Source organism: Tumebacillus flagellatus (assembly GCF_000714935.1).
Lineage (GTDB): Bacteria > Bacillota > Bacilli > Tumebacillales > Tumebacillaceae > Tumebacillus > Tumebacillus flagellatus.
The window spans coordinates 1-17,828 of sequence record NZ_JMIR01000042.1; the positions used below are offsets into that span (position 1 = coordinate 1).

At 57.2% G+C, this 17,828-nt stretch carries 15 protein-coding genes, 1 pseudogene and 1 riboswitch; of the genes and pseudogenes, 4 read left to right on the forward strand and 12 right to left on the reverse strand.

The genetic code is table 11. The features are described from left to right. Both EL26_RS20675 and EL26_RS20680 read right to left on the reverse strand, forming a co-directional pair. Positions 1–203: pseudogene (locus tag EL26_RS20675) on the reverse strand (hypothetical protein); the annotation flags it as partial. A gap of 135 nt (positions 204–338) precedes the next feature. Further along, complete coding sequence (locus tag EL26_RS20680) at positions 339–1,523, reverse strand: NAD(P)/FAD-dependent oxidoreductase (RefSeq protein WP_038093726.1); 1,185 nt, start codon at positions 1,521–1,523, stop codon at positions 339–341. A 197-nt stretch (positions 1,524–1,720) separates the two neighbouring features. Between EL26_RS20680 and EL26_RS20685 the strand changes: the two genes are divergently transcribed. Next, positions 1,721–2,533: an N-acyl homoserine lactonase family protein gene (locus tag EL26_RS20685; protein ID WP_038093729.1), complete on the forward strand. Its 813-nt coding sequence runs from the start codon at positions 1,721–1,723 to the stop codon at positions 2,531–2,533. Between the two features lie 99 nt (positions 2,534–2,632). On the opposite strand, the gene EL26_RS20690 is transcribed toward EL26_RS20685, so the two are convergent. Beyond that, positions 2,633–3,319 (reverse strand): ABC transporter ATP-binding protein, encoded by a 687-nt coding sequence (locus EL26_RS20690; protein ID WP_038093732.1) that lies wholly within the window; start codon positions 3,317–3,319, stop codon positions 2,633–2,635. After that, positions 3,316–4,431, reverse strand: a complete 1,116-nt coding sequence (locus EL26_RS20695; RefSeq protein WP_038093736.1) for an ABC transporter permease — start codon at positions 4,429–4,431, stop codon at positions 3,316–3,318. The genes EL26_RS20690 and EL26_RS20695 overlap by 4 nt, the downstream gene beginning before the upstream one ends. 132 nt (positions 4,432–4,563) lie before the next feature. On the opposite strand from EL26_RS20695, the gene EL26_RS20700 reads away from it, so the two are divergent. Both EL26_RS20700 and uvsE read left to right on the forward strand, forming a co-directional pair. Further along, positions 4,564–5,076 carry a PadR family transcriptional regulator gene (locus EL26_RS20700; protein WP_038093739.1) on the forward strand — a complete coding sequence of 171 codons (513 nt, stop codon included), beginning with the start codon at positions 4,564–4,566 and terminating at the stop codon, positions 5,074–5,076. Positions 5,077–5,230: 154 nt separating this feature from the next. Continuing rightward, a complete protein-coding gene (uvsE, locus tag EL26_RS20705; RefSeq protein WP_038093742.1) occupies positions 5,231–6,193 on the forward strand; it encodes a UV DNA damage repair endonuclease UvsE in 963 nt (320 codons plus the stop codon). 72 nt (positions 6,194–6,265) lie between these two features. Here uvsE and EL26_RS20710 read toward each other — a convergent pair whose 3' ends face one another. Both EL26_RS20710 and EL26_RS26535 read right to left on the reverse strand, forming a co-directional pair. Further along, positions 6,266–7,276 carry a cation diffusion facilitator family transporter gene (locus tag EL26_RS20710; RefSeq protein WP_038093745.1) on the reverse strand — a complete coding sequence of 337 codons (1,011 nt, stop codon included), beginning with the start codon at positions 7,274–7,276 and terminating at the stop codon, positions 6,266–6,268. A gap of 195 nt (positions 7,277–7,471) precedes the next feature. Further along, positions 7,472–7,594, reverse strand: a complete 123-nt coding sequence (locus EL26_RS26535; protein WP_274518905.1) for a hypothetical protein — start codon at positions 7,592–7,594, stop codon at positions 7,472–7,474. Positions 7,595–7,762: 168 nt separating this feature from the next. Between EL26_RS26535 and EL26_RS24185 the strand changes: the two genes are divergently transcribed. Continuing rightward, complete coding sequence (locus EL26_RS24185) at positions 7,763–8,536, forward strand: S-layer homology domain-containing protein (RefSeq protein ID WP_052036643.1); 774 nt, start codon at positions 7,763–7,765, stop codon at positions 8,534–8,536. 47 nt (positions 8,537–8,583) lie between these two features. On the opposite strand, the gene EL26_RS20720 is transcribed toward EL26_RS24185, so the two are convergent. From EL26_RS20720 to EL26_RS20745, 6 genes are all read right to left on the reverse strand, one after another. Continuing rightward, a complete protein-coding gene (locus EL26_RS20720; RefSeq protein ID WP_038093749.1) occupies positions 8,584–9,420 on the reverse strand; it encodes an MBL fold metallo-hydrolase in 837 nt (278 codons plus the stop codon). Positions 9,421–9,556: 136 nt separating this feature from the next. After that, on the reverse strand, positions 9,557–10,564 hold the full coding sequence (locus EL26_RS20725) for a DUF2087 domain-containing protein (RefSeq protein WP_052036644.1): 1,008 nt from the start codon (positions 10,562–10,564) through the stop codon (positions 9,557–9,559). Positions 10,565–10,703: 139 nt separating this feature from the next. Further along, on the reverse strand, positions 10,704–11,573 hold the full coding sequence (locus tag EL26_RS26045) for a C40 family peptidase (RefSeq protein ID WP_052036645.1): 870 nt from the start codon (positions 11,571–11,573) through the stop codon (positions 10,704–10,706). 2 nt (positions 11,574–11,575) lie between these two features. Beyond that, positions 11,576–11,744: riboswitch (cyclic di-AMP (ydaO/yuaA leader) on the reverse strand. Positions 11,745–11,877: 133 nt separating this feature from the next. Continuing rightward, entirely contained in the window at positions 11,878–14,079 is a 2,202-nt protein-coding gene (locus EL26_RS20735; RefSeq protein ID WP_081857373.1) for a tetratricopeptide repeat protein, read from the reverse strand. A gap of 6 nt (positions 14,080–14,085) precedes the next feature. Beyond that, a complete protein-coding gene (locus EL26_RS20740; protein WP_038093759.1) occupies positions 14,086–15,324 on the reverse strand; it encodes a hypothetical protein in 1,239 nt (412 codons plus the stop codon). 313 nt (positions 15,325–15,637) lie between these two features. After that, entirely contained in the window at positions 15,638–17,824 is a 2,187-nt protein-coding gene (locus EL26_RS20745; protein WP_038093761.1) for a tetratricopeptide repeat protein, read from the reverse strand. Positions 17,825–17,828 lie beyond the last annotated feature (4 nt).

Sequence of the window (17,828 nt, forward strand, 5' to 3'; positions counted from 1 at the left end):
CGGCGGTTGTTGACACCCCCGCCGCCACCGCCTCCGCCGTTGATCCCGCCGCCGCCGCCGGAGCCGCCGTTGCCAAGCGAGTCATCCGTGCGGTTGGATACCGTTACGTTGGAAGGATTGACTTTGACGTTGATCACGATGTTAAGCGTCTCCTTTCCGCGGCGAACCCGTTTCTTGACTCGAATCGTTTTGCTTTTTGCCATGGTTATCACCTGCCTTTTTCTAGCTCTTATACTCTACGCAAGTTGCGAGAAACCCGTAACGGACAAGTATCTTCACGGCAATAAAAAAAGCCCGCCGCCCAGTTCGGGTGACAGGCTCGTTGGTTGAAATTCGAATCAGCCTTTGCGCTTGAATTGCCCGCGTTTCTCGGAAAGCATCCGCAAGCCGCCGAGGTGCCAGAGATACTTCACTTTGGTGGCTTCTTTCAGTAAGGCAGCCGACACGCCCTTGGCCGGAATGCCCTTGACGCTCCCTACGCCGACTTCTGCACCGAGCGACGCCAACGTGCCGCGGTTGTTAAAGTGAAACGCCTGCATGCTGCCGCCGTTTTGCAACGCGATCAAGTTGTCCGCCACCAAACTCCCCATCTGCTCCGCCGCTTGCCCGGTCGGCGGCAACGGCTTGCCGTCTTCGCCCGTAAACCATGCCGAGTCGCCGATGACGAACACGTTCTCATAGTCGACCGACTGGCAGAATTCGTTGACTTTGGCGCGTCCCTTCGGGTCGACTTCAAAGCCCGCTTCCTTGATCAGCGGGTTGGCGCGAACGCCGCCCGTCCAGATGATCGTCTTGGCATCGATCGTTTCGCCGGTTTTCAGTTCGACTTGGTTCGGGTTTACTTTCGTGATCGCCGTGCCGGTGCGCAATTGCACGCCCTTGCTCTCCAGCACGCGCCGGGCTTCTTCGCGCAAGCCTTCGTCGAGCATTGGGAGGATCGACGGCGCGGCTTCCAAGTTGATCAGTTCGATTTTTTCCAGCGGCAAGTTGTAGTCGGCGGCCAATTCCGGCATCCACTCCGCCAGTTCGCCGCACAACTCGATGCCGGTCAGACCCGCGCCGCCGACGAGGATGCGAAGTCTCGTGTCGTCATGGTCTTCTTGCCAGGACTTGAACGTGTTCTCGATGTGCTCGTGCACTTGGCGCGCCGTGTCCAGCGAGCGCAGCACAAGCGCGTTGTCCTGCATGCCGGGGATGCCGAAGTACTCCGGCGCGTTGCCAAGCGCGATGACCAAGTACTCGTAGTCCACCTCGCCGCTGTCGGTAACGACTTTGTTCTCCTGCGGGCGCAGCGCGTTGACTGACGCGACGAGAATTTCCGACTCGGCACGGTGCAGCACGTCGCGCAAAGGAACGGAGTAGTTCTCAAATTGGTTGCGGCCCCCTGCCGGTTCGTGCAACAGGGTGGTGAAGTAGTGGTACTCGTGTTTATTGATTATCGTGAAGGGTTGATGGGATTTCTCCAGCGCAACAGCGGTGGCCATGCCGCCGTAACCGGCACCCAAAATGACGGTTTTCGCCATCACGATCACTCCTTTTAGACTTTATGACGTAGGTTTTAGTCTCTCAAGTGTGCGTGGAAGCATGCTTGTGAAGATCTGCACACAGTACCAGTTTACTCGCAACTTGACAGATTGTTCCTAGTTTCACATGCAAGGAGGAGTTTCGGGCTCGGCGTCGAAAGCACTTGGTAATTACTTACAGGATAGGTGATCCAAGGATGGCAGATTGTTGCAAGTTGCGCGTGATGCATTGCGGGGATGTGAACATGGACCGCGCCCTTCCGTATCGGGAGAAGACCTGGCACCCCGCCCCGCACACCGGGCTGTTTCGCTCGAAGTCCAAACGAGTGACAACTCCGGTGTCGGCGTACCTGATCGAACATCCGCAAGGCAGAGTGTTGATCGACACCGGATGGCACGTCGAGATGCGCGACAACATGAAAAAACATATCGGATTCCCCAACTCGTTGGCGTTTCGCGGAACGCTTCCGGAGGGTTCGGCCGTACATGAACAGTTGGAGGCGTTGGGACTAACGCCCCGCGACCTCGACTTTGTGATTCTCACGCACTTGCACGCCGACCACGTCAGCGGGTTGCCGCTGGTGCGGCAGGCGAAAAACATCTTGACCACCCAAGCGGAGTGGGTCGCCGCCAACCGGGAGTTCGGGTACAACAAGAAGATGTGGAACGGAGTGAAAATCGACACGTTCGAGCCGCAGAACATCCCCTTCGGCCCGTACCAAAAAGGGCTCGACCTGTTCGGAGACGGCTTGCTCCACCTCGTGTTCACCCCCGGCCACTCGCGCGGACAGCTCTCTGTGCTGGTGAAAGTGGAAGGCGGCTACGTCTTGCTCGCCACCGATGTCGGGTATTCCACCCGTTCGTGGAACGAGATGATCTTGCCAGGCGTCGTCGTGGATGAGAAACAGGCGCGGGACTCCCTCCAATGGGTGCGCGACTTCTCCCGGCGCCCCGACTGCCTCGCGGTGCTCGCCAACCACGATCCCGACGTGGCGCCTTGTGTGTATTAATTCGAACAAAAAGCCGCCCGACATGGGCGGCTTTCGTAATGAAAATACTTGCAAATTTTACAAACCATGCGTTTCGAGTTCGTTCGACACGTATGCCGCTTACGGGTTCACCTCTTGCAATTTTCCGTCTGTCATCCGCAAGACACGGTCGCACAAGTGCAACATTCGCTCATCGTGCGTGACCATGACGGCCGCTTTGCCCCGGCTTTTCGCTTCGCGAACCAGCATCTCCACCACCTCTTTCCCCCTCGTGGTATCGAGGCTCGCGGTCGGTTCGTCCGCCAAGATCACATCTGGATCGTTCATCAGAGCACGCGCAATCGCGACGCGCTGACGCTCTCCTCCGGACAGATGCTCCGGATAGTGGTCGCGGCGGTGTGCCAACCCGAGTTCCGTCAGCAATTTTTCCGCACGCACCGCCGTTTCCCGGTTGCGGGTGCCGCTCAGTTCAGCCACCAACAGCAGTTGGTCGATCGTTTTCAGATACGGCACCAGATTGGAGGACTGCAAAATAAACCCGATCTGATGCAAGCGCACCTGTGCCAATTTCGCGGGCGAAAAACTCGAAATGTCGACGCCGTTGATCAAAACGTTGCCTGACGACTGTTGCAACAGCGCTCCCGCAATCGCGAGCAACGTGCTTTTGCCGGAACCGGACGGTCCCACAACCGCCACGAACTCTCCCGCCTCCACGCGCATCGACACATCTTGCAACGCATAGACGGTGTTGACGCCCTCGCCGTATCGCTTACCGACTCCTTCCAAAACCAGTTTGCTCATGTTTATTCCACCTTCCCAATCGCTTGCAAAGCGTCAATTTTCGCAATTCGGCGCAAGGAAATCATCGCGCCGAGCATCGACACGATCAACAAGATCACGCTGTACACAACGACTACCCCATTGTCGAGAGCAAAAGGCACTTCGCCAGGCATCACCGCGGCGACCAGATACGTAAGTCCCGCTCCAACGACAATGCTGACCAACGACAACAAGAAGATTTGCCCGAGAAGATTTTTCGCCAAGTACGACGTGCTGGCTCCCAGTGCTTTTAACACCCCGAATTGGTTGGACTTTTGCAGCGTCAACACATAGAAGAACACCGCGAGCACAAACGCGGCGATAACAAACAGAAACGCCAGCATCATCGTGATGGTGCCCATCTCTTCTTTGTACCCCGGAAGGTTTTGCAGCGCGACATCCCGCGTCACCGTTTCCACGCCGGAGAGTTTTTGGTTCAGCATGTCGGTGATTCCGTCTTGTTGAGACTGCACCGCGATGGCGCTGATCGGGTTTTGAATCCCGGAGTCGGAACCCGGTGCGGCAAAGCGAATTTTTTGCCAGAACGGGATGTTGGTGAAGATCACCGGCAAGTGATTGTACGTCTGACCGGTCGTAAATCCGATGACTTTGACTGTCTGATCGGACGATTGAATCTTCAGCTCGTCGCCAAGTTTGACGCCGTGGCGTTTGAACGTCTTGTCCACCACCGCTTCCTGGCCGCTGTTTGCAGCAAGCGCTTGCCCTTCGATCACCTTTGGTGCCAGAAAGGATTCCGGTTGGATCGCCAGCATCGTCGCGTCAATCGACTCAGTGCCGTCGGAATCCTTCGTCGTGACGGTCAGCATCCCAAGCGGTGCTGCATTTGTGACTCCTTGAACGCCTTTGACCTCGTCCAACTTGGACATCGGCAGCAAAGAACGGTGCAGATACAGTTTCACTTCCGATTGAAAGACGATCGCGTCCGCTTTCATATTCTTAAGTGAAGATCCGTTATCGGTGGCTAATCCGTTCGCCAACCCCGACAGCAAGAAGACCAGCCAAGCAATAAGCATCATAATGCCGCCAATCAGGACATACCGCATCTTCGAATGTTTCAATTCGCGCAACGCTAAAAACATGGTCTACCTCCGATTAGTTAGTTTCAATTAGTCACGCTCGACTAATCTATCGTGATTATAGTCCTGCTTGCCCATCTAGTCAAGCATGACTATAATTAAGGCTAACCGTTACTTGGAAAGGAGGGTCTCTGCATGGACGAACGCGTGTTGCTGTTATTGGGCATTCTCATGCACGAGAGCCTGCACGGATATCAAATCAACGAGTTTATCGAGCGCAACCTGAGTCGTGTAACCGATATGAAAAAAGCGACTGCCTATTCGCTGCTCGAACGCCTCGCCAAAAACGAAATGATCACCGTCCGCACGGAGCAGGAAGGCAACCGCCCGCCGCGCAAAGTGTACACGATCACGAAACGCGGGGTGGAGGAATTCCACCGCTTGTTGCAAGAGAGCCTGTCTACAGCCGAATCATATCAATTCCGCGGCGATATCGGCCTGATGTTCCTCGACCACCTGCCGCGCGAGCAGGTGGCAGAGCTTTTGCAACAGCGTTTGGAACAAGTGAAACAGCGATTGGAAATTCTCGAACGCGCTCCCAAGCACGGTTTCGGTCAAGGGGTGGACTTGGCGATGGAGCACCATGCCTTCATGCTGCGGTCAGAACACGAATGGCTGCATTCCATCGTTCAACGCTTTCAGAAATAGGTTTCCGCATCCTTGATCACGTGCTGCAACGTATGGCGAACTCGTCCGGTCTGCGCTTCTCCGTATATTTAAAGCCCTGTGAGCAAGGATAATCTTAGGATTTTCCCACGAGGAAAAACGGAACGTATCTTCACAATGGCTTGGAGGAACGCTCATGAAAATCCGTGTCGGATTCGTCGCGATGTCTGTGCACCTCAAAAACGCATCGCCCTCCTCGACGATGACCGTAACCAACTTCAACAAAATCATCGACCGCGAGGCCGGCCTGCGCAAATTGACCAGCATCGCGGCCAAAAATTTGCAAAACACCCTGCGCATCCTCCGTCACGCCCACGCCCACGACATCCACGTCTATCGCTTCACCTCCAAGCTCATCCCGTTGATCGGCCACGAACTGACGGAGGGCTGGAACTTTTGGAGCAAGCTCGGCCCGGAGTTTGAGGAAGTCGGAAAGTTCGTGCAGGATCACAACATGCGCGTCTCGTTTCATCCCGACCATTTCGCCATCCTCAATTCCAAAAGCGACGAGGTCGTTGCCAACTCCATCCTCGATCTCGAACGACACGTGAAAATGTTTGAGCTGATGGGCCTCGACGAGCGCGCCAAACTCGTCATGCACGTCGGCGGCAGTTTCAAGGACAAGCAGGAGTCGCTCCAGCGCTTTGAGGAAAACTGGAGCCGCGTTCCTGATAAAGTCAAACGCCGCCTCACCTTGGAGAACGACGACAAGACCTACACCGCGCGGGAAACGCTACAGCTCTGTGAAAAACTGAACATCCCGATGGTGCTCGACATCCACCACCACCGCTGCAACCCCGGCGAAGAAGAGCTGCGCGACTTGGTGCCGCGCGTGTTCGCGACGTGGGACGCCACCGGCTTGGTGCCGAAAATCCACGTCTCGTCGCCGAAGAGCTTGGAAGCCCTCACCCATCACGCCGACTACATCGACATCGACGATCTGCTGCCCTTCCTCAACCTCGTGCGCGAGATCGACAACCAAGACTTCGACATCATGGTCGAAGCCAAGCAGAAGGACGACTCCGCGTTCCGCCTCTGCGCCGACCTCGCCGCTGTGGACGGCATGAAGAAGGTCGACGGCGGAACCTTCGAGTACTAGCCCCTCAGAGAAAATAAAAAAACGCAACCGGTTGCCGGTTGCGTTTTCTGCTGTTTTTTCCAAAGTTCTGGCTTAGTTCGGTTCGATCTGGATGATCTGACAGGTGTTCTCCGTCTGCGTGCAGTCTTGGCAATGCGAGTTCATGTCGACCACCGTGTGGAAGCACGTCGCGCACGACGACGTTTCCAACTGGATCGTGACGTGGTGGATGCCGAACTCCTCCAGCATCGCCTTCTGCACGTGGCGGATGATCGTCTCCCCTTCACCGATCGTCGTGACGTCGACGGCGAGATGGCAACTCATGAAGTGCTGCGTCGGCGTCAAACTCCACAAGTGCAAGTCGGTGACGTCGGAAACGTCCGGCAAGCGCAACAGAGCCTTCTCCACGAGTTCCGGGTCGATCTGCTCCGGCGCGAACTGCAAGAGGATATGCGCGCCCTCCCACGCCATCTTGGCGGCGCCGATGCCGATGACGAGGCCGACCAAACCGCCGAGCACCGGGTCCACCCAATACCAGCCGGTGAAGTAGATGATGCCTGCGCCAATCAAGATCGCCAGCGACGAAAGCGCGTCGCCGAGGAAGTGCAGCCAAGCGGACTTGGCGTTCATGTTGTCTTTTTCCTTGCTGAGCATATAGGTCAGGGCGGTGTAGATCACCAAGCCCGCGAGCGTCAACCAAAACATCCAAGAACTTGAGACCGGCTCAGGGTGCGAAAGGCTCTTCATCGCTTCGATGATGATGTAGCCGCCGACGCCGACCAAGATCAAGTTTGCCGTGAACGCGCTGAGAATTTCCGCACGGTATCTCCCAAACGATTGCCGCTTGCTCGGCGGTTTCAGGGACTGCTTCACGCCCCACCACGAGAGTGCCAGCGTCAACAAATCCCCCGCGAGATGCCAACCGTCCGACACCAAAGCCAGAGATCCTGTCCAGTAACCGCCGATGATCTTGATCAGAAACACCACAAACGTGAGCATCATCCCGTAGCGGATCAAACGCTCCGAGTTGGAGGATGTCTGCGCGTGACCGTGGTGATGATGATGGTGATGCCCCAGACCGTGGTGATGTTGCTGTGTCTGCATCTGGATTCCGTCCCTCCCTTGTTTCATTCATGTCTTGGTTTATAGTATCACGAGAAACCGCGTATGGCTATAAAAAACGGAGAAAATCCGCGATTTTCCGTTGAGAATGAATGTCATCGTCATTTCTGGGACTTTTCCAAAAAAGAACAAAAAAAAGAGCCCCGCTGTAAAGGGGGCTCTTTTTCTACGCTACAATTAGTAGCATTGGGTGGTCGTGGTTTGCACCGGGTAGCAGTTGGGAACCAGCAGGAAGAACAGAACGAAGATGATCAAGAATACTACTGCCCAACGAGTGAAGTAACCGAATACGCCGTCCATGAAGAACACTCCTTTTGAGAAAGTTTGGTTGTCGTCTTGACACTCCTATAGAATGCAGAAGGACGATTTGCGGGAAAGGCTCCTGTCCCGATGGGCAAGAAATTGGGCTGTCCGCGGCACTTGCCTGCATACCCTAAAGCAAATCTGAAGCCAGAGAGGTGAATGGCCATGCCCACACCGATCTTGGGGCAGCCGGTTGCGACGATGTTTCAACTGCGCAACTATCTGCACCAAATCAATCCCGATGCGCCCGACTATTCCTCATGGTATATCACCATCGGGCGCAAATACGGCGTGCGCGGGGACATCGCGTTTTGCCAATCGATTTTGGAGACGAATACTTGGCGGTACGGCAATCTCGTGCTGCCGGAGCAGAACAACTTCGCGGGAATCGGGGCGACCGGCGGAACGAACCGGGGGTCGTACTTTTCGACACCGCAAGCCGGGATTGAGGCGCAAATTCAGCATTTGTACGCGTACGCCACCTCCCTGCCGCTGCCGGCGAACACCGTGCAGCTCGACCCGCGCTTTACGTTGGTCACGCGGGGCGTCGCTCCGAATTGGGAAGATCTCTCCGGCCGCTGGGCGACAGATCCGACGTACGGCGCGAAGGTCATCGCGCTGTACCAAGATCTGATGAAGACGCAAAGCGCGCTGAATCCGCCAACCGGCGGTTCAACCGGCGGCACGACGACGGGTCAGCCTTCCACAGGCACGGGAACGACGCCGACGCCGCCGGTCGTCTCGGTTCCGGTAAGCCAGCAGTTTGCCGACATCGATTCGAACGCTTGGTACACTCCGTACGTGCAACGCATCGTCGATCTCGGCATCATGCGCGGCGAAGACGACAACCGCTTCCACCCCAATGACACCGCCACGCGCGCCGAACTCGCCGCGGCCCTCTATAGGCTCTACCAATCCCTGAACAAACCGAACGCCTGATACCCAAAAAAGAGCCTGCACGCCTTTTTCCGCGTGCACGCTCTTATTTAATGGACGTAGCGGCCGCTGGCCGGTTTGCCCACCGTATCAAATTCGCGCGCCAACAGCTCCAATCCTTGCGCCAACACCTCACCGGACATCGGCCACCCGTGCCCCGTGTACGCAACGGCAGGCTTCAACTCCGCGAGACGGCGCACCGACTCCTTGGCCGCGTCCCAATCCGGCGTGAAGTACCACGGCGGCCCGTGCAGTGTCGGCTCCTGAGACAACACCGAAAGCAGAGACTCCTGCTTCACGGTGATAAACGCATCTCCCGCCAGCACCGTCCGGTCCTCTTCGCGGAAAAACGAGACGTGCCCCTTGGTATGACCCGGCGTGTGAATCCACTCCCAGCCGTCCAGAAACGGTACGCTGCCGTCCTCGGGCAACGCTTGCACGCGGTTTCCCAGATCAATCGCGCCATGCGGGAACAGAAACGAAATCCCCGCCACCATGCCGCCGCCCACCGTCGGGTCCGGAGGCGGGTAGTCTTCTTGCCCGGTCAAGTACGGCAACTCGAGGGGATGGGCGTAGACGGGCACATCCCATGTTTCGAACACCTCGGGAAAAGCTCCGACATGGTCGAAATGGCCGTGTGTCAGCAGTATCGCTTTCGGCGGCGCATCCGTCCCGAACCGCTCCTGTGCCGCTTCGACGATTCGATCCCTCGACCCCGGCATCCCCGCGTCGATCAATACCCAATCCTTCGTTCCCGGCATGCCGATCAGGTGCACGTTGACGATCGGCAAAGTCAAATTCAAGATGTCCGGCACCAAATTCTCGCCCAACATCCCCGCCGATCTCGGCTGTGCGATATCTTGCGGCTCTGATTGTTGCTCTTGCATGAGGGCACCTCCTCCAAAAAAACACATCTGCCGTTAGTGTGTGCCCCGCCGGATCGATTCAACCTGAAATTCCTTGGCACACTACCACCATGTAAGAAAAAAAGCCCTGCTGTCTTCGCGGCAGCAAGGCTTTTCCCTACATCTCTTCTTCCAACTCGTTGTACCCGTTCTCTCCATAAGGCTGCAACTTCTCCAACCACTTCGCTTCCAGCAACTTCGCTTGCTCGCCTTCCGCCACGGTGTCCTGCGGCCCTTCGGATTCCGGTTTGACCAGTTCCAACACTTCAAACACGAACTGATCCGCGCCGTACTTGTCGTAATCCGCCTGCAGCTTCGGCAGGCGGTTCATTTTGGTCTTCAACTCGAACTTGATGCGGTTGATCATCCCGTCCACATTCGGAGAGCTGCCCACGTATACCTTGCCGTTTGCCAAGCATTTCACTTGGTAGACCCCGACCGGGCGGCGGGTGTTTTTGTACTCCCATTTCATTTGCGCTTTCTTGTCCATCTCCGTCTCCCCTTTCCTCCAATACGCGCGGCCGTCCGCCTCGCGCTCCAACCCGCCTTGCTCAATCAACAGCCGACGCACCAGCACATGATCGGTGTACAACTCGCCAAGCAACTCATTGACTTCCGCCTCTGTGTAAAAGCGCCCCGGCTGAAATCGTTTGATCGCTTCCTCCAGCGCTTCTTGGCGCTTTTTCCCCTTCGCGGGGAACTCGCTCGGAACGCGCGCCTCCCGGTTCGCCGCCTCCCGGGTGCGTGGCGGCGCGAGGGAATCGAGCTGCCCCATGATCGCGAGAAACACGCGGGCTTGCCGCTCCTTCTCCCGCAGCGCAAACCGATGGTTGCGCACGGTGGACAAACTGGAGCCCGTCTTGCTCGCAATTTCCGCATCGCTGTACCCTGCCGCGAAATATTCGAGCAACGTGCGCTGCGTCTCGGTGAGGCCCGTTTCCTTTTTGCCTAGTCCAAGAAGGGCGGTCAGCACGGATCCGTGCTCCCGCTCGATGTGGCGCTTCATCGCTTTCTGTGCATCGTACAGCACCCCGTCTTCCGGGTAGATCACGCCCTGTTCAGACGACGCCTCGCAAAACATGCAGAAATACTGCTCGTCTTCATAACGATACCCACGATCATACATAGACGAAACCTCCAAACGTCTGTTATTTTATAGACATATTACGATATCATCTAGAAAGTGTCAATCACAAGCTCTCATTTGAGCACAAAAAAAGAGCACTCGGGAATGCACCCGAATGCTCTTTTTTCGAACGTTGTCCTTACAGTACGCGTTTTGCGCCGAGGTAGCGCGCGCCCCAATAGCCGGAACTGAGCGAGTCGATCTTGACGCCGGAAGAAGAGGTCGCCGAGATGAACTGCGAGCCGCCAAGCGAGATGCCGACGTGCGAGACGCCGGAGCCGGAGGTGTTGAAGAACACGAGGTCTCCCGGTTGCAGGTTCGCTTTGGAAACCGGCGCTCCGCTTTGGTACATTTGACGCGACGTGCGGGGTACTGTGACATGGTTTTGGTTGAAGACGTAGCCGACCAAGCCGGAGCAATCAAATCCCTTCGGCGTGGTGCCGCCCCAAACGTACGGGACGCCCATGTATTGCTTGGCGCTTTCTACGATCTTCGTGCCAAGTGCAGGTCCTGCCAAAGCTTGAAGTGGTTGGGCCACCGGTGCGTAGCTCTTGCCGTCTGTGGACAAGAGGGCGGAACTCGTTTGTCCGTCCCAATTCACCGCGCCGCCCAGCGACTCCGTGACAAAGCGCAGCGGCACATAGGTACGATCGCCGATCAATTCCGAGGTCGTATCCATGCCCACCGGCTGACCGTTGACCACACCGATCGCCGTGCCGGTTTGGACGCTGACGGTCTGAGAGCCTTTGACGATGCTGACTTTGACTTCATCGCCGACCGCTTTCCAAGACACCTCGTAGCCCATCGACTCCGAGACGAATCGAAGCGGTACCTGAATGCGGTCGTTGTCGTCGAGAAACGGCTGCGCGTCCGGGAAGTTGACCAATTGGTCGTTCACCTGAACATTCACACCGTACTCCGGGGCTGCCTGTGCCGCCGTTCCCCACAACGACGAAATTCCGGCCGCCAAGGCCGTGGCGGTGATCACGTGTCTCCAGTACTTGTTCAATGATTTGCCCTCCTAAATGCCTCCGAGGTTAGTTGACGGGTTCGGGAAGAGGTTCCCTAGTCAAGTGCCGGCTCCCTGCGTTGCGGGCATGCCGGGTCTTGCACATTCACCCCATAAGTGTTGCGTCCCCCGTACCATAGGTTGAATCTATGGATTCGGCTTTGATTCATCTAGATAAAGGGTAGCATGTTCAGCGAATCCTCTCAATATATTCAGGCAAATTCAAGTCGTGGTAATTTAGACCAGACTCAAGACGGAAAAAAGAGGTGAACCCGCCGGAGCGGGTTCACCTCTTTTGGATTTCTTACAGATCGGTCAATGCGGGAGCTGTTTGCTGAATCGTATCGAGGTACGGAGATTCGCCGCCTTCGAGATGGCGCTTCCAGTCAGCGAACGCTTCCGCCTCCAGGCCGAGTTCCAGCAGGCAAGCGCCTCGTTGGAAGTAAATCTCCTGCTCATCCGCAGAACCCGCTTGCAGAGCTTGTGTGTAATCCTCCACCGCCTCTTCAAATCGTTCCAGCGATTGCAACGCCCACGCGCGGTTAAAGTAGAGCACGTCTGCTTGCGGGTGGTGCCCGATGGCGGTGGTGAGCAGCTCCACGGAGCCGTGTACGTCCCCTTTTTCAAAGAGGAGCACGGAGAGGTTGGCGTAGGCTTCCAGCAGGGTTGCATCTGCGGCGAGGGCGGCACGAAGAGCCGTTTCTGCCGCTTCCATCTGCTCTTGCGCCATCTCGATCAGGCCCAGCGTGCAGAGAAGTTGCGCGTGCTGCGGGTCTTGGGCAAGCCCTTCGGCCACGTCCAGACGGGCGGCTTCCGGTTCTCCCGCTTCCAGATAGAGTGCGGCGCGGTTCAGACGTCCGTCTACGTGAGTCGGCTCGATCTCCAAGAGATAGGAGTAGTCGGCGAACGCTTTTTCCGTTTCGCCGAGACGGTTGTAGGCACCGGCGCGGTTGTAGTAGAGCTCCGGGAACGGCGGCGAAATTTCGATGGCGTGCGTGTAATCGGCGACGGCTTCTGGGAGCCGGTCCATCTTGCTGAACAGGTTGCCCCGGTCAAAGTAATACTCCGGGTAGTTCGGGTCGATGGCAATCACGCGGTTTAATTCGGCGAGCGCTTCGTCGTAGCGTTTCAGGAGGACGAGGATTTGCGATTTGTTGTTCATGAGCACGGAGCGGTGCAACATCTGTTCGTTTTCACCGAGGAGCGCGTCGAGCCGCGCTTGCCCTTCCGATACGAGGCGCAGCGCTTCTTCGATGTTTCCGAGGTGCATTTCGACGAGGGCGAGGCCGTTGTTGTAGAAAACGGTCCGGAAGGTGCGGTCTTTTTCGTCGGAAACTTTCTGGACGAGTTCCAACGCTTGATCAATCCAGTACCGGGCGGTCGCGTGATCGCGGTCTTTGCGGTGGCGGGTGTAAAGCATCGACGTTGCATAGGCGGCTTGCATATGAATCACAAAGCTGTCGGTGTTGGCGCGGGCTTCGTTGTAGAGGGCTTCCGCTTCATCAGCACGGCCCAGAGCGGAGAGCGAGTTCGTCGCCTTGGTCGTGAACGCCCACATCATCTCCAAGTTCTCGTGCGACCAATCCACAAGTTTGCGGCCTCGCAAGCCGAAGTCCAGACACGCTTCGTAGAACCCCATGTTGAGGCAGTAGTCCAAGGAAGTGCGCAACGCCTGAATCGCCGCTTGCGTGGAGCTCCCCCGTTCACGATGCCACGGGATGGCACCGAGTGTCAGCGTAACCTCACCCCGCGCCTCCAACTCATCCGCTCGTTGATCGTGCAGAGCTTGGCGTTGTTCCGCCGCGAGAGACTCGTACGCCGCGATCTCGTCCGCAAGATCGGACGTGCCGTCGGATTGGACGAAGCGTTTGGCGAGTTCAAGCGGGTCTGGTTCCGCGGTCGCCGCTGGGTGAGTCGAGAGAGTCGCCGGAGCCTCGAAACGCTCGGCGTATCTCTCCAACGCGTCGCGAACCAACGGTTGCTCCACCTCTTGCTTCGTGCCGAGTATGACTTCCATCTGCGCAGGCTGGACACGGCGCAACATCGTCGCGAAGAACTCGCCGTCGGTCTGTTCGCAGTCCCCCGCGTTTTCAAAGACGAGTTTCAAGGGACCCATGCGCTCCGGGACGGTGAGTTTTTTGAACAACTCGATCACGCCGTGGGTCAAGCGCAGCGTGCGGGCACGCGAGTAAAACCGCGTCCGCTCATGGGGAATGGCGATCGACGTCAGCGTCTCCCGGGAGGTCGGCACAATTTCGCGCAACTCCGGCGCAAAGCTTAAAATTTCGATGACGTGACGGTCCACGAGATCCGGCCAGTGTTGCAACACGGTCGGAATCAGTTGGCGCATCAATTCCCCGGCCGCCGTATACGGCCCGCGCAGGTTCCGATGCGCGTCGATGACAAAAATCCCCTTCCCCGCGTCCGCTGCCGGAAGCAAAACTTCACGGTCGGCACGAGTTTGTCCTGTGATCCAGCGATGTTTCGGCGTCTGTGTCATACTCATTTCCCCTCATCCCTCTTGGACAATTGATTGTTGTTGACGGCGTCGCGCCAAGCGCTGCCGGATGTACAGCCACACCACAACCCCGTATTGGAGGCCGTTGAAGACGATGAACAGCACGGAATCCAGCATCTGATCGGTGGAGCCGTGCAGCAGATTGAGAAAGACCGAGGACAAAAACCTGTACGCGATCGGCAGCATGATGAAGACGAGCACGAACAGGAAAAACGCGTACCCCGCGCTGTAGAACGGCCCGTACCACCGCGCCGCTTTGGCGTCCTTCTCCGCCCAACGCGACGGGTCATACCGTTTGTGATCGGCGCGAATCAAGCGGTACCAGACGTTCGCAATCCGCTGCCTTGCCGTCTCTTGCAAGTTGACGCAGCCGAGCAGCGTGACGATGACGTAGTAGATATCGGTTTGCAGATGGAAGTAGAATTGCCAGAGGAACCGCAAAATCGTGGTGAAACAGAGCGCCAAGCAAAACCTTGCGAAGACGTTCAGTTCGCCTGTGAGAAGTTGCACACCCCCTGCGATCAGGACCAGCGCCGAAAAAAACAACACGTCGCCAAACATCCCCGACAAAAACGGCAGATACCGCACCTTGCGCGGCAAACCGGCAATTCCCGGCATCGACGTTTGGAACACCAGCATGTACATCCGCCGCCCGACGCTCAGTTTGGACGGCAGCCCCAACCGCCAGCCGGCGAGCAAGTGCATGCTTTCATGAACCAGGATGCCGAGCATCTGCCCGAGAAACAGCCCGATGATGATCACCGTTGAATAATCGGTGAAAAAGACGTGCTGTCGCGTAGGTCGTAACTCCGGGTACTTCCATAGAAACGCAACGCCCGCCCCGATCAACACCGCATAGAGCACCCAAGCCACGGGAGTGAACGCCCATTTCCCAAGCGCTTGGCGTCGCAGCGGAGGGCTGTCCGAGCGGGACGCAGCGGGATCATGCGGATGTGCTGCTAAGCCTTCAGGTTCCTCCATGACGAACGTGAGGTCGCGCAAGGTCTCCAAGAAATCTTCGATGTCGATTTCTTCGTGATACGTCTCTTGGTACCAGCGGGCCGCTTCGCCCACGGTGAGACCCGCTTGGAATTGCTTGACCAACTCCGCGCCGTCCTCAGGAAACACGGCAAATGTATCCGTTCCAAACCGCCCGATCGACACCCCTTCCGCGTCGGGGAGGAAGGTCAACGGGTGCAGGTGAATTTTTCGTCGGTCTTGTTGCTCCTCCATGTGTACACCTCAATTCCTCGAGAGATCATGAAAAAGCGGGGCCGCGCTGTGCCCCGCTTTTTTTCTCCGAAGAGGGTTCTTATGCCCAAACCGGGCCGCACGGCTCGCCGTACAGGGAAGCCGTCGTGGTGAGTTTTACCGCTTCGGTTTTCTTGACGATTACTTTTTTCATGCTAGATTCCTCCGCTTCAATTGTGATTTTGTAGTTGGTATGTAAGTTACCCTCTACACAATTAGGTATATGAGATGAGGTAACGAAGTATTCAAAAAATAAAAAGGAGATATGCTCGTGGCATATCTCCTTATCACCTGTTTACAGATGGGTCAAAGCGGGAGCGAGTTGCTGGATCGTGTCGAGGTACGGGGACTCGCCGTCCGCGAGATGGAGCTTCCAGTCGGCAAACGCCTCTTCCTCACGGCCCAGCTCCATCAGGCAAGCGCCGCGTTGGTAGAAAATCTCCTGCGCATCTCCGGAGCCTGCTTGCAGTGCTTGGGTGTAATCCTCCACCGCCTCTTCAAATCGTTCCAGCGATTGCATCGCCCACGCGCGGTTGAAATAAAGCACGTCTGCTTGCGGGTGGTGCCCGATGGCGGTGGTCAGAATCTCCACGGAGCCGTGTACGTCCTCTTTTTCAAAGAGGAGCACGGAGAGGTTGACGTAGGCTTCCAGCAGGGTTTCGTCTGCGGCGAGGGCGGCGCGAAGGGCTTTTTCTGCCGCTTCCATTTGCTCTTCCGCCATCTCGATCAGACCCAGCGTGCAGAGAAGTTGCGCGTGTTGCGGTTCTAGGGCAAGCCCTTCCAGGACGTCCAGTCGGGCCGCTTCCGTGTCCCCCGCTTCCAAATAAAGAGTGGCGCGGTTCAAACGCCCGTCGATGTGGGTCGGCTCGATCTCCAAGAGATAGGAATAGTCGGCCATCGCTTTTTCCGTTTCGCCCAAGCGGTTGTAGGCGGAGGCGCGGTTGTAGTGCAGTTCCGGGAACGGCGGCGAAATTTCGATGCCGCGCGTGTAATTGGCGATCGCTTCCTCAAGACGGCCGATCTTGCTGTACACGTTGCCGCGGTCGAAGTGATATTCCGGGTAGTTCGGGTCGATCTCGATGACTTGGTTTAATTCCTCCAGCGCTTCTTCGTAGCGTTTGAGCGCACTCAAGATGTGCGATTTGTTGTTCATGAGCACGGAACGGTGCAACTTGTGCTGCTCCAAGCCGTGCGTCTCCACGAGCCGGTCATACCCTTCCATGACGAGGCGCAACGCTTCTTCATGGTTGCCGACGTGCATTTCGATGAGCGCGAGGCCGTTGTTGTAGAAGACGGTGCGGAAGTTGCGCATCTTCTCTTCGGAAATGTTCGCGGCGAGTTCCAGCGCTTGGTTAATCCAGTAGCGGGCGGTATCGTGGTTGCGCACCTGGTGGTGGCGGGTATGAAGCATCGACGTGGCGTAGGCGGCTTGCATGAGCGCGCCGGGGTTGTCGGTGTTTTCGCGTGCCCAGTTGTAGAGCTCTTCCGCTTCCTCGGTGCGGCCCAGCGCCGCCAGCGAGTTGGTCGATTTGGTCATGAACGCCCACATATACTCCAAGTTTTCCTTCGACCAATCCACGAATTTGCGGCCGCGAATGCCGAGATCCAAGCACGCTTCATAGAACCCCATGTTGAGGCAATAGTCCATCGGAACTTTCAGCCCCTGCAGCATCGCTTCTCTGGAACTCCCCCGCTCGCGGTGCCAAGGAATCGCACCCAGTGTCAAGCTGAACTGGTCCAGCGCCTCCAACTCTTCCGCCCGTTGATCGTGCAGGGCTTGGCGCTGCTCGTCCGCGATGGATTCGTACGCGGCGATTTCTTCAGCAACATCGGACGTGCCGTCCGATTGGACGAAGCGTTTGGCGAGTTCGAGCGGGTCTGCACCGCTCGGTGCCGTGCGCTGGATCACCGGAGCTTCGATACGCTCGGCGTATTTGTCCAGCGCCTCGCGGACCATCGGCCACTCCATCTCGGGCTTCGAGCTGAGCGTGACTTCAATCTGCGCGGGATGGATGCGGCGCAAAATCGTCGCGAAAAACTCGTTGTCGGTGTGTTCGCAGTCCCCTGCGTTTTCAAAAACGAATTGCAAACGGCCCATGCGCTCCGGGACCGCGATTTTTTGCAACAGCTCGATCACGCCGTGGGTCAAGCGCTGCGTGCGCACGCGTGCGTAGAAACGAGTCCGCTCTTCGGGAATGGCGAGGGACGTCAGCGTTTCGCGGGACGCCTGTACGACATCGCGCAACTCCGGCGCAAAGCTCAACACTTCGACGACGTGACGTTCCACCAGCTCCGGCCAGTGCTTTTGCACCGTCGGAATCAATTGACGCAGCAGTTCGCCGGCCGCCGTATACGGCCCGCGCAGGTTCCGATGCGCATCAATGACGAAAATCCCTTGCCCCGCGTCCGCTGCCGGATGCAACGCCTCGCGGTCGGCACGTGTTTGTCCTACGATCCAGCGATGTTTTTGCGTCTGTGTCATACTC